Origin of the sequence: Aeromonas sp., from assembly GCF_050252055.1 — a bacterium.
GTDB classification, from domain to species: Bacteria; Pseudomonadota; Gammaproteobacteria; order Enterobacterales; family Aeromonadaceae; genus Aeromonas; species Aeromonas caviae.
The window spans coordinates 31812-57083 of sequence record NZ_JBFWLQ010000004.1 but is presented as its reverse complement, the minus strand read 5'-3'; the positions used below and the strand labels follow the sequence as shown (position 1 = coordinate 57083).

Here is a 25272-nt window from a genome sequence, read left to right as displayed (position 1 = left end):
TGCTGACAGCCTCTCGCGACAGACCGTGAACAGGTTCTTGGAACCAAAACAAGCGGGGCGCTCATGGTGCCCCGCTTGTGTTTCATCTGGTTAAAGGCGGTTACCTCATTCGTCCATAAAGAGTTCGAGCAGCACGTTGAGGTAGCGATGCCCCAGGGACGTGAGCTGCCAGCTGTCGCCAAGATCCTCGATAAGTTCCTTGGTCCGGGCGATGGCGAGCATGGTCTCTACCCGCTCCAGCGGTAGCCCCGTGAAGGCCTCGAACTCCGCCTTGGGGGCCGGTTCAAACAATCTGAACCGGTTCATGAAGTACTCGAGCGGCAGATCGTCCGCACTCACTTGCCATTGCTCGTCCAGATAGGGGCGGCTCGGATCCAGATAACCTTTCGGATGCTTCACCTTGGCGGTACGCAGGATCTGCTGGCTCGCGAGATCCGTCACCTTGCCGTGGGCGCCGCAGCCGATCCCCAGATAGTCGCCAAAGCGCCAGTAGTTGAGGTTGTGGCGGCACTGATACCCCTCTTTGGCATAGGCCGAGATCTCGTACTGCTGATAGCCCCGGGCGGTCAGCATGGCGTGGCCCTGCTCGTAGATGTCCCACAGGGTGTCATCTTCCGGCAACGTGGGGGGCTTGGAGGCGAATGCCGTGTTCGGCTCTATGGTGAGCTGATACCAGGAGAGGTGCGGCGGCGCGCAGTCGATGGCCTGCTGCAGGTCGTAGAGCGCATCGTCCAGGCTCTGATCCGGCAGGCCGTGCATCAGATCCAGGTTGAAGGTGGGAAGCGCGATGGCGTGGGCCAGCTCGGCGGCCTTGCGCGCCTCCTCGGGGCCGTGGATGCGGCCGAGCCGGGTCAATTTCTCCTGCTGGAAGCTCTGCACCCCGATGGAGATGCGGTTGATGCCGGCCCGCTGGAAGCCGGCGAACTTGTCCGCCTCCACCGTGCCCGGGTTGGCCTCCATGGTGATCTCGCAGTCCGGGGTCAGTGCGATGCGTGCGCGCACCCCGTCCAGCAGCGCCTGCATGGCGTCGACGGAGAGCAGGCTCGGCGTGCCGCCACCGATAAAGATGGAAGAGAGGGGGCGCCCCTGGGCCCAGTGCAGATCCTGCTCCAGATCCTCCAGCAGGGCCGCCACGTACTCGAGGTGGGGCAGCTCCCCCTTCTGGGCGTGGGAGTTGAAGTCGCAGTAGGGGCACTTCTGGACGCACCAGGGCACGTGGATATAGAGGGAGAGGGGCGGCAGTTGCAGCATGGGATTTCCAGTATTCAACAATCAAAAGGGGTCGGGTAGCCCTGGTTGCCAGTGACAACGGGCGGGGCGCCGCGAACGAAACGGGGGCCGACGGCCCCCATTGTAGATGACAACGCGGCGGGAGACAGCGCTTTAGTTGACCGCCGCCAGGGCCGCTTTGAGCTTGGCCAGGGCCTGGCCACGGTGGCTGAGCTGGTTCTTGAGCTCCGCCGGCATCTGGGCCGAGGTGCAGTCGTGGTCGGGCACGAAGAACACGGGGTCGTAGCCGAAGCCGTGCTGGCCGCGGGGTTCGTCGATGATCATCCCCTCCCAGCTCGCCTGGCAGATAATGGGGGTGGGATCGTCGGCGTGGCGCATGTAGACCAGCACGCACCAGAAACGGGCGCTTTTCAGGTAATCCGGCGCGCCCTTGAGCTCGGCCAGCAGCTTGTCGATGTTCTCCTTGTCGCTGGCACCGGCACCGGCAAAACGGGCGGAGTAGACGCCGGGGCGGCCGTGCAGCAGATCCACTTCCAGGCCGGAGTCGTCGGCCACGGCGGGCAGGCCGGTGACGCGGGCGGCGTGGCGGGCCTTGATGATGGCATTCTCGACGAAGGTGGTGCCGGTCTCGTCGGCATCGGAGACTGCAAACTCGCTCTGCGGGATCACCTGGATCTTCATATCGGCCAGCATGGCGGCCAATTCCTTCACCTTTTTCTGGTTCCCTGTTGCCAGGACAAGCTTGTTCATCACACACCTCCGCAAAAATAATCTGCGCATTCTATGCGGGGGAGGGGTTTAGTAAAAGCGCCAATTGCCCGGGATCCGGTGCCAACGGGGGATCCTGGTTCCACCCCCTGAGAGGTAGAAGAGATACATGTTTCCAGCAGGGAATAACCGAAGTGATTAAATACCATTTCAATTCATTACTCTGAGTCAGTAGACTCGCGGCCCAATCGATATTCCTAGGGCTTGAGGTGACTGATGCCATTGATTCTTTTGCTTGTACTCCTGGTGTTGTTCAGCCCGCTGGCCATCGACATCTATCTGCCTGCCATCCCCCAGATGGCCGAGCAGCTGGGGGCCGAAGTGACCCTGATGCAGGGCACCATTACCTGGTTCCTGTTCAGCATGGGTCTGGGGCAACTGCTGGTGGGGCCGCTCGCCGATCGCTACGGGCGCAAACCCATTGCCCTGGGGGGCGTGCTGCTCTACGGCCTGAGCGCCCTGGCAGCCGGCTTTGCCGCCAGCCTGGGCGAGCTGATGCTGGCGCGGGTGCTGCAAGGCTTCGGGGCCTGCGCCACCTCGGTGGCCGCCTTCTCGGTGGTCCGTGACAGCTATGGCCCCAAGAAGAGCGGTCAGATGATCTCCTATCTGAACGGTGCCATCTGCTTTATCCCCGCACTGGCGCCCCTGCTGGGTGGCTGGCTCACCGCCAAGGCGGGCTGGTCGGCGAACTTCTGGTTCATGGCGGGTTATGCCGTCGTGGTCGGCAGCTGGCTGCTGTGGCGTATGCCGGAAACCCGCCCTGAGGAGACCAGCAGTGCTGGCCCGCTCATCAGCTGGTCCCGCTACAGCCCGGTGCTGCGCTCCCCGAGCTTCCTGTTCAACGCGGCGCTGTGCATGCTGGCGATGGCGGTGATCCTCGCCTACGTGACGGCGGCACCGGTACAACTGATGGTGACCCTGGGGCTGGACATGAGTGGCTTCAGCCACTGGTTCACCGCCAATGCGGCACTCAACATCCTGGCCTGCTTCCTGGCCCCGCGCTTCATCGCCCGGGTAGGGCCAAGACGGACCCTGCGCATCGGCCTGCTGGTGCTGCTGCTCTCCGCCATCACCCTGACCCTGGCCATGCACATCCCGCACCCGCTGGCCATGATGGGCCCGGTGTTCCTCTCCAGCATCGGCTTTGCGATGATCCTGGGCGCCGCCGCCGGTATGGCGCTGGCCCCCTTCGGCCACTGCGCCGGCACTGCGGCCGCCCTGCTCGGCCTGTTCCAGATGAGCGGCTCCGGCGCCCTGGTGGGGATCACCGGTTGGCTGATGCCGGATCCCCTGAACCAGCTGGCCCTGCACATGTGGCTGTTGCTGCCCCCGCTGGTGATGCTGATGACCCGCCAGGGTCGCCGCTTGTGTTTGCAATAAATCCTGTGCTCTGATGAGCACACTCAGGGGGCCTTGAGCCCCCTTCTCTTTTTCAGGCGACCCGCCTGCCTCGCATGATCACAGACCCGTGGAGAAAACCGGATGAGCCACACAATCAACGCCGCCCTGGTGGGATACGGCTTCGCAGGACAGACCTTTCACGCCCCCTTCCTGGCCACGACCCCGGGCCTGACCCTGCGCTGGGTGGTGAGCCGGGATGCCGCCAAGGTACAGGCCGCGTTGCCCGGCACCCGGGTCGGCACCCTGGAGCAGGTGCTGGCCGATGACAGCCTCGATCTGGTGGTGATCGCCACCCCCAACGACACCCACGCCCCCATCGCTCGCGAGGCCCTGCTGGCGGGCAAGCACGTGGTGATCGACAAACCGTTCGCCCTGGATCTGGCCGAAGCGAAGGCGCTGGTCGAGTTGGCGGAGAAGCAGCAGCGGCTGCTCAGCATCTTCCACAACCGGCGCTGGGACGGGGACTTCCTCACGGTGCGCCGTCTGCTGGCGGAGGGGGCGTTGGGGCAAGTCGCCCAGTTCGAATCCCACTTCGACCGTTATCGCCCCGAGGTGCGCCAGCGCTGGCGCGAGGCGGGCGGCCCGGGCTCCGGTCTCTGGTTCGATCTCGGCCCCCATATCCTGGATCAGTCGCTCCAGCTGTTCGGCCAGCCGGACTGGTTGCAGGCGGATCTGGGCAAGCAGCGCCCCGGGGCCCTGGCGGACGACTACTTCCATGTGGTGCTGGGTTATGGCGAGATGCGGGTCATTCTGCACGGCAGTTGTCTGGTGTCGGCCGTGATGCCCCGCTTCGTGGTGCACGGCAGTCAGGGCTCCTTCATCAAGTTCGGCATGGACGTGCAGGAGGAGCAGCTCAAGGAGGGCAAGCGGCCTCCGGCGGCGGACTGGGGCGTGGATCCCGCCCCCGGCCAGCTCAGCCGGATCCGCGATGGTCAGCTCGTGCAGCAGACCGTGGCTGGCGAAGCGGGGGACTACGGCGCCTACTATCGCGGTGTCTGCGCCGCCATCCGGGGAGAGGGGGAGAACCCGGTGCCGGCCGACGAGGCCCTGGCGGTGATGGCCTTGCTGGACCTGGCCCGGGAGAGCGACCAGCAGGGGCGGCGCCTGCCTTGTCAGAAGCTGTCTGACTGACGGCGTTATCCGACAGCGCCGAGAGCCTGACAGAAAGACAATGGCTGACTGGCAATCGTCAGGTAATTGGCGATTTGTTGTGCGAATGTGGTGATGAATTGGTGTTTTATATTAATATTTGTCGTTGCAGCAGTGTTTCTTATCATGCCAACGAGAAAATATCATTGTGATACGCGTTTTCATCGGCCGCATATGGGGATATATTTCGCGCGCCTTCGGGCTCCAGCGGCCGGTGTGCCGACAGGAGCCGGGGCGTACAGTGATGGTCCCTGCACCATCTCTCCATCTTTTTTTGAGGGTATGCACATGAACAAAGTACTGGTAGCCGGTATCCTGGGTCTGATGTTGACCGCCTGTGGTCAGAAAGAAGAAGCTGCCGCTCCGGCTGCGACCCCGGCCGCAGACGTTGCTGCCACTGTCGAGAAAGCCGCTAGCGAAGCGTCTGCTACCGTCGAGAAGGCTGCTTCCGAAGCTTCCGCTACTGTCGAGAAGGCTGCCGCTGACGTGGCCACCAAGGCTGAAGCTGCCGTGAGCGATGCCAAGGCCAACTAAGCCAGCACCTCATTGAAAAACGGGCCCGGCGCACTCGCGCCGGGCCCGTTTTTTTATGGCCATGGCGGGGCGCTGCCCGGTCAGCCGAGGGGTTCCACCAGCAGGATGTGGGAGTCGGCCCCCACCACCTTGACCCGGCTGCCGGCCGGCAGCGGCGCGTTGCAGCGCACCGTCCAGACGGTGTCGTCCAGATGCACCCGGCTCATCCCCTGGCTGACCTCGTCCAGCAGGGTCAGCTCGCGGCCCATGTAGCTTTGCATCCGCTCGTTGATGGGAGCGGCGGCATCCAGCCCGGAGCGATCCCGGCGATGCTGCCAGCGCCACCAGGCCCAGGTGGTGAGCAGGGATTGCAGGGCGAAGAGCAGCAACTGCGCCTGCCAGCCGAAGGGCCAGACCAGCAGCAAGAGTCCCACCTCCAGGGCGGCGATGCCGGTCCAGAGCAGGAAGCCCACCGACCCCATCACCTCGATGGCCAGCAGCACGAAGCCGAGTCCCAGCCAGTGCCAGTGGGTCAGCCCCTCGAACAGGGCTGTCATGATTTGCCCGCCTTGCCGTCTTTGTTGAACAGCTCGGCCATGCCCGCCACCGAACCTATCAGGCTACCCGCTTCCAGGGGCATCATGATGATCTTGCTGTTGGGGCCTTCACCGATGCGGGCCAGGGCCTCGGTGTATTTCTGGGCCACGAAGTAGTTGATGGCCTGCATGTCGCCCTCGGCGATCGCCTGGGAGACCATGTGGGTCGCCTTGGCTTCCGCCTCGGCGGCCCGCTCCCGCGCTTCAGCGGCGAGGAAGGCGGCCTGACGCTCACCCTCGGCTTTCAGGATCTGGGACTGCTTCTCCCCCTCGGCCTTCAAGATCTTGGACTGGCGCACCCCTTCGGCCTCCAGCACCTCGGCTCGCTTCTGGCGCTCGGCCTTCATCTGGGCGTTCATGGCTTCCACCAGGGCGAGGGGCGGGCGCACATCCTTGATCTCGATCCGGGTCACCTTGATGCCCCAGGGGGCGGTGGCCGCATCCATGGTGCGCAGCAGCTTCTCGTTGATGGTGTCGCGCTGGGAGAGCATTTCGTCCAGCTCCATGGCGCCGAGCACGGTCCGCATGTTGGTCATGGTGAGATTGCGGATGGCACTGGTGAGATCGTTGACCTCGTAGCCCGCCTTGCGGGCATCCACCACCTGCACGAAGCTGATGGCGTCGATGGTGACGTTGGCGTTGTCCCGGGAGATCACCTCCTGGGCCGGGATGTCCAGCACCTGCTCCATCATGATGATCTTGTGGCCGATGCGGTCGATGTAGGGGATCAGCAGGTTGAGGCCCGGGGAGAGGGTGCGGGTGTAGCGGCCGAAGCGCTCCACGGTCCAGTTGTAACCCTGGGGCACTATCTTGATGCCGGCACTCAGGGTGGCGAGTACCAGGAATATGAAGATCCCCAATACAATCAATGACTCATTCATGATTAAGCTCCTTATGAAACACTTTCACTAGCCTAGGGTCTGGTGCCATCCACCACAAGCAGATTCGCTTCTCTATTGCCGCTACACGGCTTTACTAATTACCAAAACGCATTAAAGAGCATTTTTTATTATTTTGAGGGATAAGCGCTCCTGCCTATAGTCGCCCCAGATGTCGCGATGCCGAGGAGCGGGCCCTGATGGATTATTTACCTATGTTTGCCAGGTTGGAAGGCCGCCCGGTACTGCTGGTGGGCGGGGGCGAGGTTGCCCTGCGCAAGGCGCGCCTGCTGCTGGCGGCAGGTGCCCGGATCACCCTGGTCTCTCCCGCGATCGAGCCCGAGTTCCATGAATTTGCCGGTCGCTTCACCCATGTGGCGACGCGTTTCGACCCGGCCCACCTGGCAGGGCAGATCCTGGTGGTGGCCGCGACCGACGATCTCGAGGTCAACGCCCTGGTCTACCAGAGCGCCACCGAGCGCGGTCTGTTCGTCAACCTGGTGGATGACCCCGAGCGCTCCAGCTTTATCTTCCCCTCCATCATCGATCGCAGCCCCATCGTGGTGGCCGTCTCCAGCGGCGGCAAGGCCCCCGTGCTGGTGCGTCTGTTGCGCGAGCGACTCGAGAGCCTGCTGCCCCGCCATCTTGGCGGTCTGGCGGAGCTCTCCGGCCGGGTGCGCCGCCGGGCCAAGCAGGTGCTGACCTCCCTCTCCGATCGCCGCCGCTTCTGGGAGCGCGCCTTTGCCTCCAACACCCTGGCCGGTCTGATTGAGAAAGCCGATTGGCAGGGTGCCGAGCAGTGGCTGAACGAGGGACTGGACAAAGCCCGTACCGAAGTGGGAGAAGTGGTGCTGGTAGGGGCGGGCCCGGGAGATCCTGGCCTGCTGACCCTCAAGGCGCTGCAACAGATCCAGCAGGCCGAAGTGGTGCTCTATGACCAGCTGGTCTCCCCCGAGATCCTGGACCTGGTGCGCCGCGACGCCACCCTGGTGTCGGTCGGCAAGAAGGCGGGTGCCCACAGCGTGCCCCAGGAAGAGACCAACCGCCTGCTGGTGGAATACGCCAAAGCGGGTAACCGGGTGGTGCGCCTCAAGGGGGGCGATCCCTTCATGTTCGGTCGTGGCGGCGAGGAGCTGGAAGTGCTGGCCGAGGAGGGCATTCCCTTCTCGGTAGTGCCCGGCATCACCGCCGCCGCCGGTGCCACCGCCTATGCGGGCATTCCGCTCACCCACCGCGACCATGCCCAGAGCGCCGTCTTCATCACCGGCCACTGCCAGAAGGAGGGAAAGGAGCCCGACTGGCAGCAGCTTGCGGCCACCAACCAGACCCTGGTCATCTACATGGGGCTGATGCGCTCCGAGCATATCCAGCAGCAACTGGTGAGCCATGGCCGACGCGCCGCCACCCCCATCGCCATCATCGAGCGGGGCACCACGGCCCGTCAGCGGGTGCTGACCGGCACCTTGGCGGATCTGGCCGAGCTGGCCCAGCAGGCGGTGAGCCCCTCCCTCATCGTCATCGGTGAAGTGGTGGCCCTGCGCCAGCAACTCGCCTGGTTTGGCGAACAGGGGCAGGAGGCAGAAAGCGGCCACGAGCTCAAGCTGGTGAGCCTGGCCTGAAGGGCGAGACCCGAATCGATTTGACGGTGCGGCCAAGGCGGCACCGAACTGAACCAACACCGCGCCCCGAGCAGGTGCGATAGCAATGAACCGAGGACCCAGACATGGACCGTGAAAGACTGACCCAACTGCAGCCATCCGATGCACAGAGCATCCGTGCAGGTGTCACCCGCGAGCGACTGACTCACCTGCAGCAACTGGAAGCCGAGAGCATCCATATCATCCGCGAGGTGGCCGCCGAATTTGAAAACCCGGTGATGATGTACTCCATCGGCAAGGACTCCTCCGTCATGCTGCACCTGGCCCGCAAGGCCTTCTACCCGGGCAAGATCCCCTTCCCCATGCTCCACGTGGACACCAACTGGAAGTTCAAGGAGATGATCAAGTTCCGGGACGAGACCGCCAAAAAGTTCGGGCTGGATCTCATCGTCCACAAGAACCCGGACGGTCTGGCCATGGACATCAACCCCTTCGTGCACGGCAGCAGCAAGCACACCGACATCATGAAGACCGAGGGGCTCAAGCAGGCGCTCAACAAATACGGCTTCGATGCCGCCTTCGGTGGTGCCCGTCGCGATGAGGAGAAATCCCGCGCCAAGGAGCGCGTCTACTCCTTCCGTGACAAGTCCCACCGCTGGGATCCGAAGAACCAGCGCCCGGAGCTGTGGCGCGTCTACAACAGCCAGGTCAACAAGGGGGAGAGCATCCGTGTCTTCCCGCTCTCCAACTGGACCGAGCTGGACATCTGGCAATACATCTATCTCGAGAACATCGACATAGTCCCGCTCTACTTCGCGGCCATGCGCCCCGTGGTGGATCGCGGCGGCATCAAGATCATGGTGGATGACGATCGCATGCCCATCGGCCCGGAAGACGAAGTGAAGCAGGAGCTGGTGCGCTTCCGTACCCTCGGCTGCTACCCGCTGACCGGGGCCATCGAATCCAATGCCACCACCCTGCCGGAGATCATCGAAGAGATGCTGATCACCACCTCGAGCGAGCGGCAAGGGCGGCTCATCGACCACGATCAGGCCGGCTCCATGGAGCAGAAGAAGCGTCAGGGCTATTTCTAAAAAATGTTCTAAGGAATCGCAACATGAACAACCACATTCAGACCGCCATCAGCGAACAGGGCATTGAAGCCTACCTGCACGCCCAGCAGCACAAGAGCCTGCTGCGTTTTCTCACCTGCGGCAGCGTGGACGACGGCAAGAGCACCCTCATCGGCCGCCTGCTGCACGACTCCCAGCAGATCTATGAAGATCAACTGAAGGCACTGGAGTCCGACAGCCAGAAGCTCGGCACCACCGGCGAGAAGCTGGACCTGGCCCTGCTGGTGGACGGCCTGCAGGCGGAGCGCGAGCAGGGCATCACCATCGACGTGGCCTACCGCTATTTCTCCACCGCCAAGCGCAAATTCATCATCTCGGACACCCCGGGCCATGAGCAGTACACCCGCAACATGGCCACCGGCGCCTCCACCTGCGATCTGGCCATCATCCTGATCGACGCCCGCAAAGGGGTGCTGGATCAGACCCGCCGCCACAGCTTTATCGCGAGCCTGCTCGGCATCAAGCAGTTCGTGGTGGCAGTGAACAAGATGGACCTGGTGGAGTTCAGCCAGGAGGTGTTCGAGCGCATCAGCTTGGAGTACCGCGAATTCGCCAAGAAGCTCAGCGTCGACACCATCCACATCGTGCCGGTCTCGGCCCTAGACGGTGACAACGTGGTGAACCCGAGCGACAAGCTGGCCTGGTATCAGGGTGAGACCCTGCTCTCCTTGCTGGAGTCTGCCGAAGTGGAGCGCGAGCTGGAGCGTCACCCGGTGCGCCTGCCGGTGCAGTACGTGAACCGCCCCAACCTCGATTTTCGCGGCTTCGCGGGCACCCTGGCCTCCGGCATCCTGCGGGTGGGCGACAAGCTTGCCGTGCTGCCGTCCGGCAAAGAGAGCACGGTGACCCGCATCGTCACCTTCGACGGGGATCTGGAGTACGCCCTGCCGGGTCAGGCCATCACGGTCACCTTCGCGGACGAGATCGACATCAGCCGCGGCGACCTGCTGGTGGATGCGGCGAAAAAGCCCCAGGTGACCCAGAACGTGCTGGCTCACATCGTCTGGATGGGGGAAGAGTCCCTGCAACCGGGCCGGGTCTATGACGTCAAGCTGGCCACCAAGAAGAGCCGTGGCCAGGTGGAGGCCATCCGCCACCGCATCGAGATCAACAAGCTCGACGAGCTGCCCGCCTCCGAGCTCAAGCTCAACGAGATCGGCCTGTGCGAATTCAGCCTGACCGACCCGGTGGCGTTCGACCCCTACAAGGAGATCCGCGACACCGGCAGCTTCATCCTCATCGACCGGCTGACCAACGTCACCGTGGGCGCCGGCATGATAGTGGAAGGGCTCGCGGCCAAGGTGATGGCAGGGCAATACAGCGAGTTCGAAGTGGAGCTCAACGCCCTGGTGCGCAAGCACTTCCCCCACTGGCAGGCGCTGACCATCAGCAACGATTCCGGCAAGGAGTAAGCCCATGACCTGGCAACAATCCCTGGTGCTGGGTCTGCTGGCTGCCCTCGTCGCCCTGCTGATCCAGGGCAAACTCCGGCCGGCGCTGCTCTTCTCGGGCGCCGTGCTCATCACCTACCTGAGCGGCCTGGCGGACATCAACGCCGTGGTGGCGGGCTACACCAACAGCGCCCTGCTGACCCTGGTGTTGCTGCTGCTGGTATCGCTCGCGGTGGAGAAGACCCGGGTCATGAGCTGGTTTGCCAACCTGGTGGGCACCGGCTCCTTCAACAAGGTGCTGGTGAAGGTGTGGTTTTCCACCGCCTTCCTGTCGGCGTTCGTCAACAACACCGCCGTGGTGGCGTCCATGCTGGGGGCGGTCAAACGCAACCCCAACCATGCGCCCTCACGGCTGCTGTTGCCCATGTGCTTCGCGGCGACCTTTGGCGGTGTGCTGACCCTGATCGGCACTTCCACCAACCTCATCGTCAACAGCTTCCTCATCAAGATGGGGGCCAAGCCGCTCGGCATGTTCGACTTCTTTATGGTGGGAGCCGGCACATTGTTGACCGGTCTGGTGGCCGTGCTGCTGTTTGCCCGCCACCTGCCGGAGCAGGACACCGAGATGAGCCGGGAATCCGGCTATTTTCTCGAGGCCAAGGTGGGCCCCGGCTCGCCCATGGCCGGGCGCAGCGTCAAGGAGAACGGCCTGCGCAGCCTGAAAAGCCTCTATCTTGCCGAAATCATCCGGGGCAACCAGGTGATCTGCCCGGTGCAGCCGGAACACGAGCTGCACGAGGGGGACATGCTGCTGTTCTGCGGCGACGTGGAGAGCGTCGGCGTGTTGCAGGAGCTCAAAGGGTTGGATCTCTACGGCCAGCACCGCCTCAACGGCCAGCACCTGGTGGAGGTGATCGTCAGCCACAGCTCGCGCCTGGTGGGTCAGACCATCAAGGACGCGGAATTTCGCACCCACTTCGATGCGGTAGTGCTGGCGGTGCGCCGGGGCGAGACCCAGCTCACCGGCGGCCTCGGCCAGATTGAACTGCACGCAGGGGACACCTTGCTGCTGGCCCCCGGCCCCAAGTTTGCGGGCAACAAGTCCCTCTCCCGGGAGTTCGTGGTGGTGAGCGGGCTGGAGGCCTCCACCCGGCTCGATGCCACGCGCAGCGCCGCCGTGGTGGCGGGGTTCCTCGGGGTGCTGACCCTGTCTGTGCTCGATCTGGTGCCGCTCTTCAAGGGGCTGCTGGTGATGCTGGTGGTGCTGCTCTTCTCCCGCATCCTGACCCTGGACGAGATCCGCCGCCGCTTTCCGCTGGATATCTGGCTGGTGGTGGGCGGGGCGCTGGCCATCGCCGATCAGCTGGAGAAGAGCGGCCTGGCCAAGCTCATCGCCGACTGGCTGATGGGGGAGTTTAACGGGGCCAGTCCCTTTATCGCCTTTATCGGCATCTACCTGTTTACCCTGGTGCTGACCGAGCTGATGAGCAACAACGCCGCGGCGGCCCTGGCCTTTCCCATGGGATTCCAGCTGGCGCTCAGCATGGACGTCTCCACCATGCCATTCATTCTGGCGGTGCTGTTCGGGGCGAGCTCCAGCTTTATCCTGCCCTACGGCTACCAGACCAACCTGATGGTCTATGCGGCGGGCAACTACAAGATGCCGGATTATCTCAAGCTGGCCCTGCCGGTCTCCCTGGCCTACAGCCTCGGGGTGATCGTCATGGTGCCCCTGCTGTTTCCGTTTTAAGGTCTGATACCGGGGAATGTGTTAAGGGCTGCTTATGTTAACGCAGCTTTTATCAAGGCTGCTTATGATGCAGGGGAGTGCCAGGGCACTGGCATCCAGGCGTGAGCGCCAATCAGGGGGTTGCATGCGCAATATCAGGGCATCAGCACCTTGCCGCCTCATCGCGAGGCGGCTTCCCGCGGTAGCGGACAGTTTTCAGTATCGCGGCGTGAGCGCCAATCAAGGAGTGTTGGATGAGCAATATCGTGTGGCATGCCCATGCCGTCGACAAACAGAGCCGGGCCGAGCAGAAGGGGCAAAAGCCCCTGGTGATCTGGTTCACCGGACTCTCCGGGGCGGGCAAGTCCACCCTGGCGGGGGCGCTGGAGCAGGCGCTGGCCGCCTCGGGCAAGCACACCTATCTGCTGGATGGGGACAATGTGCGCCACGGCCTCTGTGGCGATCTCGGCTTCGATGACGCCGCCCGCCAGGAGAATATCCGCCGGGTCGGCGAAGTGGCAAAACTGATGGTGGATGCGGGACTGATCGTCCTCACCGCCTTTATCTCGCCGTTCCGTGCCGAGCGGCAACTGGTGCGCAATCTCGTGGGTGAAGGGGAGTTTGTCGAGGTGTTTGTCGATGCGCCCCTTAGCGTGTGTGAAGAGCGTGACCCCAAGGGGCTCTACAAGAAGGCGCGGGCGGGCGAGATCCGTAACTTCACCGGTATCGACTCCGCCTACGAGGCGCCCGAGCAGCCGGAAATCCATCTGCTCAACGCCGGCAAGCCGGTGGCGGTGTTGGTGGATGAGCTGCTGACGGCTCTGCGGCAGCGGGGGTTGATTGATTAAGGTCGGTTGTCAGCGTCGAATTTTGATAAACAGGGGGGCGTTTGCCCCTTTGTCTATTGCTGGCTGAACTTGGGCGCAATAAACGTGAAAATAAAGGATTCCCTCCGCAGATTAGCTCTATATTGTCGAGCGCCTCTAATTCCCCCTGATAAAGTTCCGACAGTGTTGGTCAAAGGGATTACATTTACTTCCATCTCTCGAAATTCCTGTCTCACGACACTGCATTGTTGCCTCAGTGCAGGTGGTCAAGGAAAAGAAAATCTGTCTGTGACCGAGATGAGTACTTACCAAGCTGTATGCCAGATTGTTGCATTCAGACGGTGGAGGAAACTAGGTTTTTTTCAGTGTCTTTGTGATTTCGCATGATATTTTGGCCATTTCAATAATGAATTCACCCTCAAGTTCATCATCGATAAATAAGGGCTTGATATTATCTAGTTTCCTCCATGTCTCATGCTGATAGATGAAGTCAAGGTAATTTTTAAGTAAGGATTGGTTGGTTGTTTTTCTTGATAACTGTTTTTTTAGCGAGTCAATGGTGAGCTTTGATTTATATGAGTGATACTTATCATACTCCATGACAAAATCATTAAGGCTCCAGCCGATCCTAGACATCTCATTTTTAATTTTTACTGCAAAATCATCTGGTTGCATCTTTGTCTCCAAATGTCCCCCACATCATCATTAATGTTTACATGTCCAGTATGACTCTGGATATGTGAACTTATATAGGGAGTGATGAGATATGGCAAAAGGTAGCACTTCACATTCAGGTAATGCAGGTAATGCTGGTAAGGGGGGCAGTAGTCGAGGCCCTTCTTCACACACAGGAACAGGTGGTAACTGGCCGTCGACGACGGGCAATCCCTCAGGAGGAGGAAGAGGAAACGCACCTTCAAAAAGTGGCAAATAACTCTAGATAAGAAAAGGCGGTGAAGCTAGCCTTCCCGCCTCATACACTCATTAGAGTTTTTTCGAAACGCTGATAAAAAGCTTTCTTTATCAACCTTGTATCTGATGTATGAGATCTCATTCATAGTGCCTTGCATTGCACATAAACAAACATTCCTTCTATCAATATAGATATTTTTACTTATCAGCTCAGGACTTGAGTTGGCACATGCATCAACAATAGAATACTCGACGTGCATTGGATATCGATTATCAAACAAAGCATAGTCAGCTATTTGTCCACTCACTAGGCCAATAACTAATATAGCGCCGCCTGACATAATCGGTTTTTTGAAAGTGCTTCCTGTTAATTCTTCTTGGCAATGACCACATTTAACTTTTGCCTCTAGATGTAAATCATTTTTCTTAAAACATTTCGGGCATTCAATTATCATAATTATTCCATGTATTGGTGGTGTGTCAAGATAAGGCTCTCATAATTCTCTTCCTGATAGGTTTTCCTTTACCTTGTATCAGCTAATTGGAGGTGAAAATATTGTGCTTACAATGATGAAGGAGGACCTGCAAAATTAGATAAACCCATCAACTTGACTGATGGTTTTATCGAGGAGAATGTCGATGCACTGCTCGCGGCTATCCCAAGGGGCCTACAAGAAGGCGCGAGGGCTAAATCCGCAATTTCACCGGTATCGACTCCGCCTACGAGGCACCGGAGCTGCCGGAAATCCACCTGCTAAACGCCGGCAAGGCTGGTGGATGAGTTGCTGACTGCCCTACGACAGGGGAACTATCTGTAGTTGTTGAGTGGCGCCGTCTTACATTAGTTGTGGCGTCTGGAGCCGGTGTTATCCCGGCAACCGGGTAATCACCTGGGCAGTAAGCCGTAAGCAGCAAATAGAGCGCAGATGGGTGTCGCAAGGGTAAAGCGACCCTCTTTTTTTCTGAGCGTGTCATGGAATCGGCAGCACATCTGACAAGCGGCCTGTGGCCGATAAGTGGACCGCAACAAGCATTTGTGTGCTGGCGGCAGCCACTATAAGCAGAAGTTGGGTCATCAGCGGAAAACCCATAAATCCAGCTTATAGTGACACCGACGAGCCTTGGCTATTCCAAGGCTGCCGATAGCAACCCTGCAAGGAGACCTTCCGACCATTGCTTATATCGTGGCAGGGTTATTCGCGATTGTCAGAATGAGCTTTACTATTCGAATCTACGGGGTTGAGAAATTAAATTTAAATATTTTCATGGCATTATCTCATGCTTCTTTTCATTTTCATATTTTCTAAAAACAGCTGAATTTCGTTGGTCGTTATTTATATTTGAACCAGTTAGACGAGCTTGAGTTAAATCGCTACCTGTCAGTGTGGCATCTTGAAAATTTGCATTTGTAAAATCAACTCCACCAAGATCTGATTGGGTAAGATCAGCATTCTCAAGATTGGCTTCAATTAAAATCGCCCCCTTAAAATCAGCGCCACTAAGTCGAGCATTCCTTAAATTTGCTCGAGAAAGTAATGAATTATGAAGCTTTGCATCTGTTAAATATGCTTCAGTTAAATCGGAGCCCTCTAAGTTTGCTTTACTTAAGTCTGCCATTTGGAAATTCACATTCTTTAGGCTGGTATTATTCTGGTTATGTGTATCTGAAGTTAATGTGGTTAATTGTGCGTCAATTAGGATTGCGTGACTTAGACTTGCGTCATCAAGAATTGCTCCATTAAAACAAGCACCTTGTAAATTTGCCTGATCTAAATTTGCATCTTGTAAATTGGCCCCCCGAAAACTTGCACCTTGAAGATTAGCTCTTTTTAAATTTGCACCTTTTAAATTGGCTTCATCCAAGTTTGCCCCTTGAAGGTTTGCGCCCTCCAAATTTAAAGAGTTAAATGATGCCTTTCTTAAATCACTATATTCTAAAGATGCATGTTTTAAATTTAAGTTTCTTAGTTGATGGCTATCTAGAAGCTTGAAACCAGTTAATAAATATCCCTTTTTCTCATTGAAGAATAGCCCTACTTTGTATTGATTTACAGTTTTAATAAATTTAAGAATGTTATCAGTCTTATTGAATGGATCTCTTCCATCTGTAAGAATACCAAGTTCAACGCCATAAACTATCAGGAACTCTCTAATGCTTAAATGTGAGAATCTAAATTCACCGTATGAATTTCTATTTAGCAGAGAGTTTGTACCAATATCTATATGGTCAATTCCCTCGATAACTCGCTCTGCGGGATCATTTAATAAAATAATATGAGATTCACGATGACATAATTGCTGAATATGCTTTAAAGCTACGGTGTGAGTACCTTGTCGCTGCATCGTTTCAGCTAACCAGATACAAGCTTTAAGCAAGTCTTCCTTATTAAGTCGTTTGTTGTGATGTGTTCTTAATTTGATGACTTCACGATTTAACCATGTATCTACTAAACCTTTATATAATTCATACTCGGTTGCTCCCTGTCGGTGGCTTTCCAATAAGGTCTCTATATGGGACAATAAAAACGGTCTGAATTGAAGTGAACCTATACTTTTTATCGATTGCTTAGCATCATGTAACTTTGGATTTTGAAATTTATTAAATATGAACTTTAATCTTCTGGGGTAACGCGCTTCCAAATACGCATCCACCTGTTCATCTGTAAATAAAGAAAGATAAATCAATGGGCAATCATAATTATTGAATGATATCTTCCCCATAGTATTGAATGCAGATTCTGCTATTGCAGGAAAAAACTGTGTGCGACAAGTAATTATTACACGGTAAAAACAACTAGTTGCTTCAAGTATCCTTGTTAATCGATTAATTGTACCTCCTTGCTTACACTGAGTATCTTCATCCAATGAATCTAACAAGAGAACAGTTTGAGTTTTGTTTTCTATTTTACTAATGTCACTTAAGGTCGTTTCTCCTAATTTTAGGAGTTTACATTGGTAAGTTTTTGGCCAGAAAGACATTAAATGGCTAAGCTTAATCATCATCAACAAGGAGGTTTTCCCCATACCAGCATCGGCGAGGACAAACATCTGGCTCGCACCATCTCTAGTTAATATATCTCGATTAAAAAATTTGTTTATAGTTTCAAAAATCCCAGCTCTTATTGATGATATAGTTTCATCCTCAAGCTCATCTGCAGGATTAACCTGTTGACAGTCAGGTTGAATGTAAAACTTAGCAAGTTCTTGACAATCTCCAAAAACATCATTAATTCTAATTAATTCTCTATTTCTATTGTCAATGTTGTTTTTTAATACGCTAGTTAGTGCCTTTAATAATTTAGTCGCCACTTTTGTAGAAATAAAACTAGTTGTTTCCATGGGGCCTCAAAGGTTGCTAAGGATGAAAATAAAATATAGAGCTTTGATGAAGCTAGAAATCATGTTTAAGTCGTCATGTAGAGGCGGTAAGCAGTTAATGCCGTACTCCATGAAAGAGAATTGAACCATAATAGGTGTCATATAAACATATAAAAATTACTTCTTATTTCAGAGAAACCATCAGCACGGTTCAAAAAAGTTAATGAATCGGCAATGGAGAGGATAGGTAAGTCTACAGCCCCTGAATATCAGCCTCCAGTTTGTTACGTTTTCTCTGTGGTGTGGCTCTGGTCTGACTCATAGCTGACTTCGGCAAGAGGAGAATTAACAAACTGCTATCACGGTATAAATAGGATATTCACCAGCCAGTCTACCTTCAATCAGTTGTCGCTGGATTTATTGGCTGGATTGCCTAGCTTTGATCTTAACCATATATTTATATCGCGGATAACCTCTTTGCGCAGGCTTTTCCCGTCGCTGTCTTTCAACCCATGATCCAGTGCTTCGTAACGCCGATACTCGATATTGTTCTTCCCGAGTTCTTCAAGGCGCTGCACCAACTCATCTGTTTTTTGCGGTGATACCGAAGTATCCATTCCCCCCTGCACGATCAGCAAAGGAGACTTTACCTTTTTAAGGATATCAAACTGATCGATGGAGAGCATCTGCTGCCACCAATGATAACCGTGTCCACTCACGTCAAGCTCAAAGGGTTTGCTGTTAAGAACATGCTCGGCAAACCCTTTGAAATCGTCGATCTCTTTTCTCGCCTCATCGGGGTTGTTATGTTTGACAGCGATACTGTGTGAGACGTCATCGATAAACCAGCGGCCACCACCATTAAAGGCGATGGTGGCATCGATAGAGTCAATATCTGCGCTCACCCGGTTGGCGATAACGGCACCTTCACTGCCGCCCAAGAGGATAAATGTCTTGTATTGCCCATCTTTTCTAACGATATCGAGCACTGTTTTGATATCCGCGACCCGCTGCGCAGGGTTGTCCTTTTCAAGGTACTGAGCAGGGCAATCCTTGCGTTCGGCATCTTTACTGTATTTTAATTTGCGATTAATGCCGTACTTTTCGATTAGCAACACATCAGCTTCTGGCCAGACATTTTTATACTCGGTGAGTATGGACTCTATTTTCAAGACACTATTGCAATCAGAGCCTTGCAGGATCAACAGCAGTGTATCTGTGTCATGGATATGTTGGACAAGATAATAGGAGATAAACGAACCATCATCCCTGCTGGCTGTGCGAGTCATGATCTCCTGAGAGTTCACCGAACTCGTCAAAAAGAGAAAACCAAAAAATATTAATAGAACTTTCATGTTGAATATTATGGTTGTATTTTTTTAATGATTGATACCAAGAAGAATGTGGCAATCACATGCTATCAATCTTATCGGTTTATCTATTTGGGAATATTGAATTATTTAAATTTCATAGGCTAAACCTTGCTTGTTTCTGAGCACTAGCTGATAGGCGTGATCTCGCAATAAAAACATCATCAACTCAATATCCTTAAGTTGGGATAATTTGATAGGATGGGCTTCCCATCGAGGTGGGGGGTGACCGGCATCGTTACAATGAGCAAGATATATTCGTTGTTTGCTCCGATACAGGGCGAAAAAGCTCATGTTACATTGCTTAGCTATAGATAAATAAGGCTCAAAAGAAAGTTCATACAAATTCATTTCATCATATTCAGTTGAGCTTATATAACGAGACATCTCGTAATATGAATCAGGTAAGCTCGCGTCTTGGCTTATTGAATCAAATAACTTGATAACTTCTTGAATATGAGAAAGCTTTATTATTGGTTTTCTTTTCAAACTTTTACCTCTTTGGTCGTGATCTTCCCAACATTCAGGCAAGGCTACCGCCCCTGAATTTCAGCCTCCAGCCTGCTGCGCTTTCCCTGTGGCTCCGGTCTGGTTCATGGCTGACTCCGACAAGAGGTGATCCCGATTGCCATGTTACCGAACGGAGCTGGTTAGGGAAGGGGGAGCGGGCGATTTCTCGGGCAAGATCAATAAATTGGGGGGGGGGGCTGCGGGGGCCTGCGGCAGGTTGGATAAGAGGGATCTCAAGGCCGACGCTTTCCCGCTTCCCGCTTCCCGCTTCCCGCTTCCCGCTTCCCGCTTCCCGCTTCCCGCTTCCCGCTTCCCGCTTCCCGCTCAACGCTCAAGGCCCAACGCCCAACATTCACGGTGTATGGATGGGGGAGTGAGCAAGGCCATTGCCCTGCCGAGGGCCATGCGGTGCAGCCGAGAGGGTCGGCCTGGCACGGACGAGCAGGTGGTTGGGACGGGGTGAAAGACCCGCGGGTTCAGTCGACGACTCGAATTTGAAACCCGCTCAGACGCCCATGCACCACCCAAAAGAGGGGCCCGCTGCCGGTGACGGCAGGGGCCCGTTTTTATTGTTAGCGCACGGTCTTTGGGTCTGGTTTCCTCCGTGAAGGCTTAGCGGGCGAGCAGGGGTTGGCCGCTGGTCAGGGCGGTGCTGGTTGGCCGGGTGGCGGGATGCTGCTGGAACTGGCGTACCAGCCGCTCCAGATCCCCGAGCTGCTTCACGAGGGCAATGATGCCCTGCACGGCGTGGCGGCTGCCCTGGCTGGAGTCGTCGGCCAGACGCTTGATGTCCAGTACGCTGTGGTGGATGTCCTGGGTGACCAGGGACTGCTCCTGCACCGCCTGGGCTATCTGGTTGCTGCCTGCGGTCACCTGCAACAGGCGTTCGCTTATCTGTTGCAGGATATCGCCGGTGGCGGCGGCCTTGAGGCGGCAACTGGCGGAGAGCTGCTCCCCTTGCGCCATGGCCTGCTGGGCATCGTCGGCGCTGGCCTGCAAGAGGCTTATCATCTGCTGTATCTCGCCGGTGGAGGATTGGGTCTTGATGGCCAGGGTGCGGATTTCGTCCGCCACCACCGAGAAGCCGCGACCGGACTCGCCCGCCCGGGCCGCCTCGATGGCCGCATTGAGGGCCAGCAGGTTGGTCTGGTTGGCGATGTTGTTGATGACGTCCAGGATGCCGTCGATGGCGCGGCACTGGCTGGCCAGCGCCTCTATCACGGCGCGGGAGGTGAGCAGCTCGCCGTGAACCCCTTCCACCGCCGCCACGGTATCGAGCACGCTGCGATTGCCCTCCCGAAACAGCACGGCGGTGTTGTCCAGGCTGTCCGAGGAGGCGCTCGAGCTGTGGGAGACCTCGCGAATGGACGCCGTCATCTCGGTGATGGCGGTCGCGACCTGGTTGGTCTGGGCCTGCTGTTGTTGCAGGTTGCCGGTGATGGACTCGGCATTGTTCAGATCCGTCTGCGCCGCCTGCACGATCTGCTGGCAGGTCTGCTGGGTGCGGGCCAGCACCGCATTGAACTCGGCCTGGTTCATCTTCATGGCGAGCTCGACGGCAGCCAGACGATCGACCCGGCCGGTATACAGCAGTTGCATCAAGGGGTTGTCGAAACGGTGGCGGGCCAGGGTCTCCAGCCGGGCGAGGCGCCGGGAGAGGGTCTGGCAGATGATGAGCGCAACCACCAGGGGCAGGGCGCCGATGAGCAGAGGCCAGCCCGGGCCGTGCTGATAGCCGAGGGTGACCAGGCTGGCCAGCAGCGCCATCAGGCAGAGGTGGATCCCCAGGGTGTGGCAGCAGGGGGGCAGGCGCAGGGCCCGGGGGGTCTTGCCGCGGCGCATTTCTTCATAGACCCGCTCCGCACGCTGCTTGATCGCGTCGTCCGGCGCCGTGCGCACCGACTGGTACTCCACCACCTTGCCGCTTGCGTCCTGAATGGGGGTGACGAAGGCGTTGACCCAATAGTGATCCCCGTTCTTGCAGCGGTTCTTGACCGGGCCCATCCAGCTTTTGCCTTCCCGCAGATGGCGCCACATGTCGGCAAACGCCTGGGGCGGCATGTCGGGGTGGCGGACCAGGTTGTGAGGCGCCCCTTGCAGCTCCTCCAGGGTGAAGCCGGCTATCTGGCAGAACTCGTCGTTGGCATAGGTGATGCGGCTCTCCAGATCCGTGGTGGAAATCAGGTTCTGATGCGACGGGTAGAGGCGCTCACGCTGGGTAACGGGTTGATTGACTCTCATGATACTTCCTGCCTGACAGGGGAAAGAGAGTCTGGTTGCAATTCGTACACCAGAGTGCCCAAAAACGCTTAAATTGCGTTCTATATGTCTCTTTTGCGCTCAAAACCCGCAGAGGGCCGTACATGGCCCGGGCTCGCGTCTGCCCCTGCCGTCAGGATTCGCTTTTTGGGAGCCGTTTTGGCAATGGCGGGGCGGGTTTCGCAATTTGGCAAGGCGGGGCCTGGGCCTCCGCCAGTCTCAGGCGGGCAGATCCGGCTCGCTGACCGGGGCCGGCATCTGGGTCTCTATCTGCAGGTGGGTGGAGAGCAGGGTTTTCAGATCCTGCAGGTACTCCTCCAGGGGGGGCTCGTCCAGCAGCAGGGCAAGCTCGTTGCCGATGGGGGTGAGCCGGTAATAGAGCAGGGTGAGGTTGCTCTGGCGTTGGCGCAGACGCCAGCGCTGGTTGCCAAAGGCCAGCTCGACCCCGTCGGCGGGCAGGGGACCGGATTCGAGCTCGCCACGGTGCAGCAGCCCGAGATCGCACAACAGCAGGAGGGCGCTGTAGGGCACCCGGTATTTACCGAGCCCCATCCGGGTGACCTTGGCGCGACTGAGCAGGCTGGCCCCCTTGTGCATGCCCAGCAGCAGACGCTGCTCGTCGCTGCCCTCGTAGTGACAGGAGAGGGCGCAGATGCGCTGGAACAGCTGGGCTTCGCGCTGGGTCATCTCCTTGAGGGTGTTGAGGGCACGGATGGAGAAGCGGCCCGGGGTGGCGACTTCCAGGGCGAAGATGCGGCCCCACAACTGCTGCATGGGGGTCATGCTGATGTCTTCGGCCAGTTGCAGGAAGCGGGTGAGCCAGTCGCTGTCTATCTCGCCGCCGGCGGCAGTCTCTTCGCAGTGGCGCGCGGCCATCACCATGATGGATTCCAGATTGCGCTGGCGGGTGGCCTGCTCCGCCAACTGGCGAAAGGTGGCGCGCTGCTCGAAGGTGCTGTCGCTGTTGCGGGTGAGCATGCCATCGATGCCGCGGCTGCGGGCCAGGCGCAGGGTCTGCTCCTGGCTGCTCAGGATGGAACTCTCTTTCTTGGGGGGCAGGTCAGCCATGCTGGCTCCGTGATGGCAAGGTCTGGTAGTGAATGTTACTCCAACCAGATCCATGAACAATCCCTTTGCCGGGGTCGTCACGGGATAAAAAAATGGCCTCCCGGGGGAGGCCATCAGGGGCTCACTCTTCGTAGACGCTGACCTCGACCGCGTCCATGGAGTAGGAAGCGGTGGCCATCTCGTGGCTGGAGCTGACGGTGTGCATCTTGCCCTTGACCCAGATGGCGTCCCAGAGGTCATCCACCGGCGCCCCCTTGGGGTAGCTCACGTAGATCACCTGGTTGGTGGGCGGGGGCGGCACGTGAATGCAGGCGCCGAAGTAGGGGACCAGCAGGAAGGCGGTGATGGTCTTGGCATCCCCTTCCAGGGGCACCACGAACCCGGGGATCCGCACCTCCTGATTGTCCAGCTTCTTGTTGACGCCCCCCACCGGCTGCGGCACCGAGGAGAAGTCCCCATCATGGCTGACCTGGGGCGGTGGCAGCAGTTTTTCCCCCTCCGGGATGAGGATATCCCAGTCGATGGTCTTGTAATCTGCGGCCATGGCAGGCAGCACCAGCAGGCTGGCCAGCAGCGCCACTATTTTCCACTTCATCATCTGTTCTTCTCTCTTGGTCGGATGCGTCGGGTCAGACGCGAATGCTCATGCCGTCGCTCAGGCTGTAGCGGTAAGCGCGGGCGGCAGGCAGCAGCCCGATCACCATGCCCGCCAGCCAGACCAGGCCCAGCAGTTGCCACTCATAGGCGCTCGGCAGACCCAGGCTCATTTGCAGGCCATAGTGGCTGAGCAGCCAGGGGCTAGCAAGCCCCTGACCGAGATAGAGCGCGGCCACCCCGAGGGCGATGCCCGCCGTGGTGAGCGCCATCGCCTCCAGCGCCAGCAGCAGGAAGAGGTGGGCAGGTCCCGCCCCCAGGGAGCGCAGAATGGCGAGCTCGCGGCGCCGCTCGTTGAGGCCGGCGAGCAGGGTGGTCAGCATGCCGATGAGGCCCGCCACCACCACGAAGCCCGCGATCACCGACAGGGCGGTCTCCGCCACGCTCATCAGCCCCCAGAGCTCCTGCAGAGCGGCTCCCGGCAGGATGGCCATCAGGGGCTCTCTGGGATAGGTGTTGACGCTGCGCTGCAACTGGAACGCCAGGATCCGGTTGCTCAGCCCCACCATGAAGGCGGTGATGGTCTTGGGGGTGAGATCCAGCGCCATCGCCTGTTCCGGGGTCACGTTCTTGCTGTGACGACCGGTGTCCCAGCCCAGGTGGATCGCCTCTATGCCCGCCAGCGGCACATGAATGGTGCGATCGATGGGGGTGCCGGTGGGGGCCAGGATCCCCACCACTTTGAACGGCATGTTGTCATGCTGGCTGAACGAGGTGTTGCCGGCGCCATGGGCGATGACGATGGATTGATCCAGGTGATAGCCGAGCTTTTCGGCCACCTGGGCACCCAGCACCGCTTCAAACGGTGTTTCGAAGGGGCGACCTTCGCGCATGACGAGCGCCTGCTGCTGGCCGTACTTCAGGTGGGTGAAGTAGTCCCCATTGGTGCCGAGCACGCGAAACCCCTTGTGGGAGTCGCCAAGGGAGAGGGGGATGGTCCAGGCGATACCGGGCCTGGCCTTGATGGCCTGGTAGGAGTCCCAGCCCACGTTGTTGGTGGGGTTGCCGATGCGAAACACCGAATAGAGCAGCAGGTTCACCTGGCCGGAGCGGGCGCCGACGATGAGATCGGTACCCGAGACGGTGTTGGCGAAGCTGTCCCGTGCCTGACTGCGCACCCGCTCCACCCCGAGCAGCAGGGTGACGCTGATGGCGACGGCCAGCAGGGTGAGCCCGGCGGTGAGGCGACGGGCCCAGAGACTTTGCAGGGCGAGTTTCAGCATGAGAGCCTCCGCAGTGAAGGGGAGATGGCCGGACGGGCTGCGAGATGATGGCGTGTGGTCATGCCGCCCTCCGGTTGAGCTGTTGCAGGTTCTCCACCCGGGGGAAGAGGGGCTCCAGATAGGGATCGTGACTGACGAAGACCAGGGTAGATCCCTGCTTGTCACACTCCTCGAACAACAGCTTGATGAAGGCGGCCCGGTTGTCGGTATCCAGGGCCGAGGTGGGCTCGTCGGCGATCACCAGCGGCGGCGAGCCGATCAGCGCCCGGGCGGCGGCGACCCGCTGCTGCTGGCCGATGCTGAGGGCATGAACGGGTCTGTGCAGCGCCTCGTCCGGCAGTTGCAGCTCCCCTAGCAGGCGGCGCGCCTCCTGCTCCGGGCTGCCCTGCAGACGGGCGCGCTTCTCGGGGGAGAAGCTGAGGGCTGCGGTGACGTTGTCCAGCACCGATAAAAAGGGCAGCAGATTGAACTGCTGGAAGATGTACCCCAGATTGGCCGCCCGGAAGTGGTCACGGGCACGGCCGGAGAGCCGGGCCAATGGCTGGCCCAGCACCTCCAGGGTGCCGTGGTTGGCGGTCTGGATACCGGCCAGCAAGCCGAGCAAGGTGGACTTGCCGGAGCCTGACGGGCCCTTGATAAACACCCGCTCGCCTTGCGCGATGCGCAGGGCGGGCAGATCGAGTACAGCCTCGCCACCTGGCCAGGCAAAGACCAGATCGCGGATCTCAACCACGGCGTTTTTCAT

Annotated in this window: 22 protein-coding genes and 1 pseudogene; 9 read left to right on the top strand and 14 right to left on the bottom strand. The window is 58.2% G+C overall.

Features of this window, described 5'->3' with window-relative positions; translation table 11 throughout:
* Window positions 1–105 precede the first annotated feature (105 nt).
* On the bottom strand, window positions 106–1251 hold the full coding sequence (gene hemW / locus AB7E19_RS08375; protein WP_427934944.1) for a radical SAM family heme chaperone HemW: 1146 nt from the start codon (window positions 1249–1251) through the stop codon (window positions 106–108).
* A 132-nt stretch (window positions 1252–1383) separates the two neighbouring features.
* A complete protein-coding gene (rdgB, locus tag AB7E19_RS08370; RefSeq protein WP_010675605.1) occupies window positions 1384–1980 on the bottom strand; it encodes an RdgB/HAM1 family non-canonical purine NTP pyrophosphatase in 597 nt (198 codons plus the stop codon).
* 234 nt (window positions 1981–2214) lie between these two features.
* Here rdgB and AB7E19_RS08365 point away from each other — a divergent pair, with 234 nt between their 5' ends.
* The 3 genes from AB7E19_RS08365 (at window position 2215) to AB7E19_RS08355 (ending at window position 5082) form a co-directional block, all read left to right on the top strand.
* Entirely contained in the window at window positions 2215–3378 is a 1164-nt protein-coding gene (locus AB7E19_RS08365) for a multidrug effflux MFS transporter (protein WP_427934943.1), read from the top strand.
* A 102-nt stretch (window positions 3379–3480) separates the two neighbouring features.
* Complete coding sequence (locus AB7E19_RS08360) at window positions 3481–4530, top strand: oxidoreductase (protein ID WP_316286524.1); 1050 nt, start codon at window positions 3481–3483, stop codon at window positions 4528–4530.
* A 306-nt stretch (window positions 4531–4836) separates the two neighbouring features.
* Complete coding sequence (locus AB7E19_RS08355) at window positions 4837–5082, top strand: hypothetical protein (protein ID WP_010675602.1); 246 nt, start codon at window positions 4837–4839, stop codon at window positions 5080–5082.
* An 80-nt stretch (window positions 5083–5162) separates the two neighbouring features.
* Here the strand turns inward: AB7E19_RS08355 and AB7E19_RS08350 are convergent, their stop codons facing one another.
* Window positions 5163–5618 (bottom strand): NfeD family protein, encoded by a 456-nt coding sequence (locus tag AB7E19_RS08350; RefSeq protein ID WP_010675601.1) that lies wholly within the window; start codon window positions 5616–5618, stop codon window positions 5163–5165.
* A complete protein-coding gene (locus AB7E19_RS08345; protein ID WP_029314806.1) occupies window positions 5615–6538 on the bottom strand; it encodes an SPFH domain-containing protein in 924 nt (307 codons plus the stop codon). Before AB7E19_RS08345 ends, AB7E19_RS08350 begins: the two co-directional genes overlap by 4 nt.
* 197 nt (window positions 6539–6735) lie before the next feature.
* On the opposite strand from AB7E19_RS08345, the gene cysG reads away from it, so the two are divergent.
* From cysG to cysC, 5 genes are all read left to right on the top strand, one after another.
* Window positions 6736–8154 carry a siroheme synthase CysG gene (gene cysG / locus AB7E19_RS08340; RefSeq protein WP_322131819.1) on the top strand — a complete coding sequence of 473 codons (1419 nt, stop codon included), beginning with the start codon at window positions 6736–6738 and terminating at the stop codon, window positions 8152–8154.
* Between the two features lie 104 nt (window positions 8155–8258).
* Window positions 8259–9227, top strand: coding sequence for a sulfate adenylyltransferase subunit CysD (cysD, locus tag AB7E19_RS08335; RefSeq protein WP_010675598.1), 969 nt, complete (start codon window positions 8259–8261; stop codon window positions 9225–9227).
* A 23-nt stretch (window positions 9228–9250) separates the two neighbouring features.
* Window positions 9251–10678 carry a sulfate adenylyltransferase subunit CysN gene (cysN, locus tag AB7E19_RS08330; protein WP_042878193.1) on the top strand — a complete coding sequence of 476 codons (1428 nt, stop codon included), beginning with the start codon at window positions 9251–9253 and terminating at the stop codon, window positions 10676–10678.
* A gap of 4 nt (window positions 10679–10682) precedes the next feature.
* Complete coding sequence (locus AB7E19_RS08325) at window positions 10683–12407, top strand: SLC13 family permease (RefSeq protein WP_322131820.1); 1725 nt, start codon at window positions 10683–10685, stop codon at window positions 12405–12407.
* Between the two features lie 233 nt (window positions 12408–12640).
* Window positions 12641–13234: an adenylyl-sulfate kinase gene (gene cysC / locus AB7E19_RS08320; RefSeq protein WP_322131821.1), complete on the top strand. Its 594-nt coding sequence runs from the start codon at window positions 12641–12643 to the stop codon at window positions 13232–13234.
* Between the two features lie 330 nt (window positions 13235–13564).
* On the opposite strand, the gene AB7E19_RS08315 is transcribed toward cysC, so the two are convergent.
* Together AB7E19_RS08315 and AB7E19_RS08310 are read right to left on the bottom strand one after the other, a co-directional pair.
* Window positions 13565–13888 (bottom strand): hypothetical protein, encoded by a 324-nt coding sequence (locus AB7E19_RS08315; RefSeq protein WP_226044687.1) that lies wholly within the window; start codon window positions 13886–13888, stop codon window positions 13565–13567.
* A gap of 284 nt (window positions 13889–14172) precedes the next feature.
* Window positions 14173–14580 (bottom strand): hypothetical protein, encoded by a 408-nt coding sequence (locus tag AB7E19_RS08310; RefSeq protein WP_129146497.1) that lies wholly within the window; start codon window positions 14578–14580, stop codon window positions 14173–14175.
* A 165-nt stretch (window positions 14581–14745) separates the two neighbouring features.
* Here AB7E19_RS08310 and AB7E19_RS08305 point away from each other — a divergent pair.
* Window positions 14746–14943, top strand: a pseudogene (locus AB7E19_RS08305) (adenylyl-sulfate kinase); the annotation flags it as partial.
* A 445-nt stretch (window positions 14944–15388) separates the two neighbouring features.
* Here the strand turns inward: AB7E19_RS08305 and AB7E19_RS08300 are convergent.
* From AB7E19_RS08300 to AB7E19_RS08265, 8 genes are all read right to left on the bottom strand, one after another.
* Window positions 15389–17464 carry a pentapeptide repeat-containing protein gene (locus tag AB7E19_RS08300; protein ID WP_322131822.1) on the bottom strand — a complete coding sequence of 692 codons (2076 nt, stop codon included), beginning with the start codon at window positions 17462–17464 and terminating at the stop codon, window positions 15389–15391.
* A 380-nt stretch (window positions 17465–17844) separates the two neighbouring features.
* Entirely contained in the window at window positions 17845–18732 is an 888-nt protein-coding gene (locus tag AB7E19_RS08295) for an alpha/beta hydrolase family protein (RefSeq protein ID WP_322131823.1), read from the bottom strand.
* 171 nt (window positions 18733–18903) lie between these two features.
* Window positions 18904–19302: a hypothetical protein gene (locus AB7E19_RS08290; protein ID WP_322131824.1), complete on the bottom strand. Its 399-nt coding sequence runs from the start codon at window positions 19300–19302 to the stop codon at window positions 18904–18906.
* 633 nt (window positions 19303–19935) lie between these two features.
* A complete protein-coding gene (locus tag AB7E19_RS08285) occupies window positions 19936–21564 on the bottom strand; it encodes a PAS domain-containing methyl-accepting chemotaxis protein (RefSeq protein ID WP_322131825.1) in 1629 nt (542 codons plus the stop codon).
* A 237-nt stretch (window positions 21565–21801) separates the two neighbouring features.
* Window positions 21802–22650, bottom strand: coding sequence for a TIGR03899 family protein (locus AB7E19_RS08280; RefSeq protein ID WP_042016317.1), 849 nt, complete (start codon window positions 22648–22650; stop codon window positions 21802–21804).
* A 121-nt stretch (window positions 22651–22771) separates the two neighbouring features.
* Complete coding sequence (locus tag AB7E19_RS08275) at window positions 22772–23248, bottom strand: DUF3299 domain-containing protein (RefSeq protein WP_010675589.1); 477 nt, start codon at window positions 23246–23248, stop codon at window positions 22772–22774.
* A gap of 31 nt (window positions 23249–23279) precedes the next feature.
* Window positions 23280–24527 carry an ABC transporter permease gene (locus AB7E19_RS08270; protein ID WP_052815241.1) on the bottom strand — a complete coding sequence of 416 codons (1248 nt, stop codon included), beginning with the start codon at window positions 24525–24527 and terminating at the stop codon, window positions 23280–23282.
* A 58-nt stretch (window positions 24528–24585) separates the two neighbouring features.
* A complete protein-coding gene (locus AB7E19_RS08265; protein ID WP_322131826.1) occupies window positions 24586–25272 on the bottom strand; it encodes an ABC transporter ATP-binding protein in 687 nt (228 codons plus the stop codon).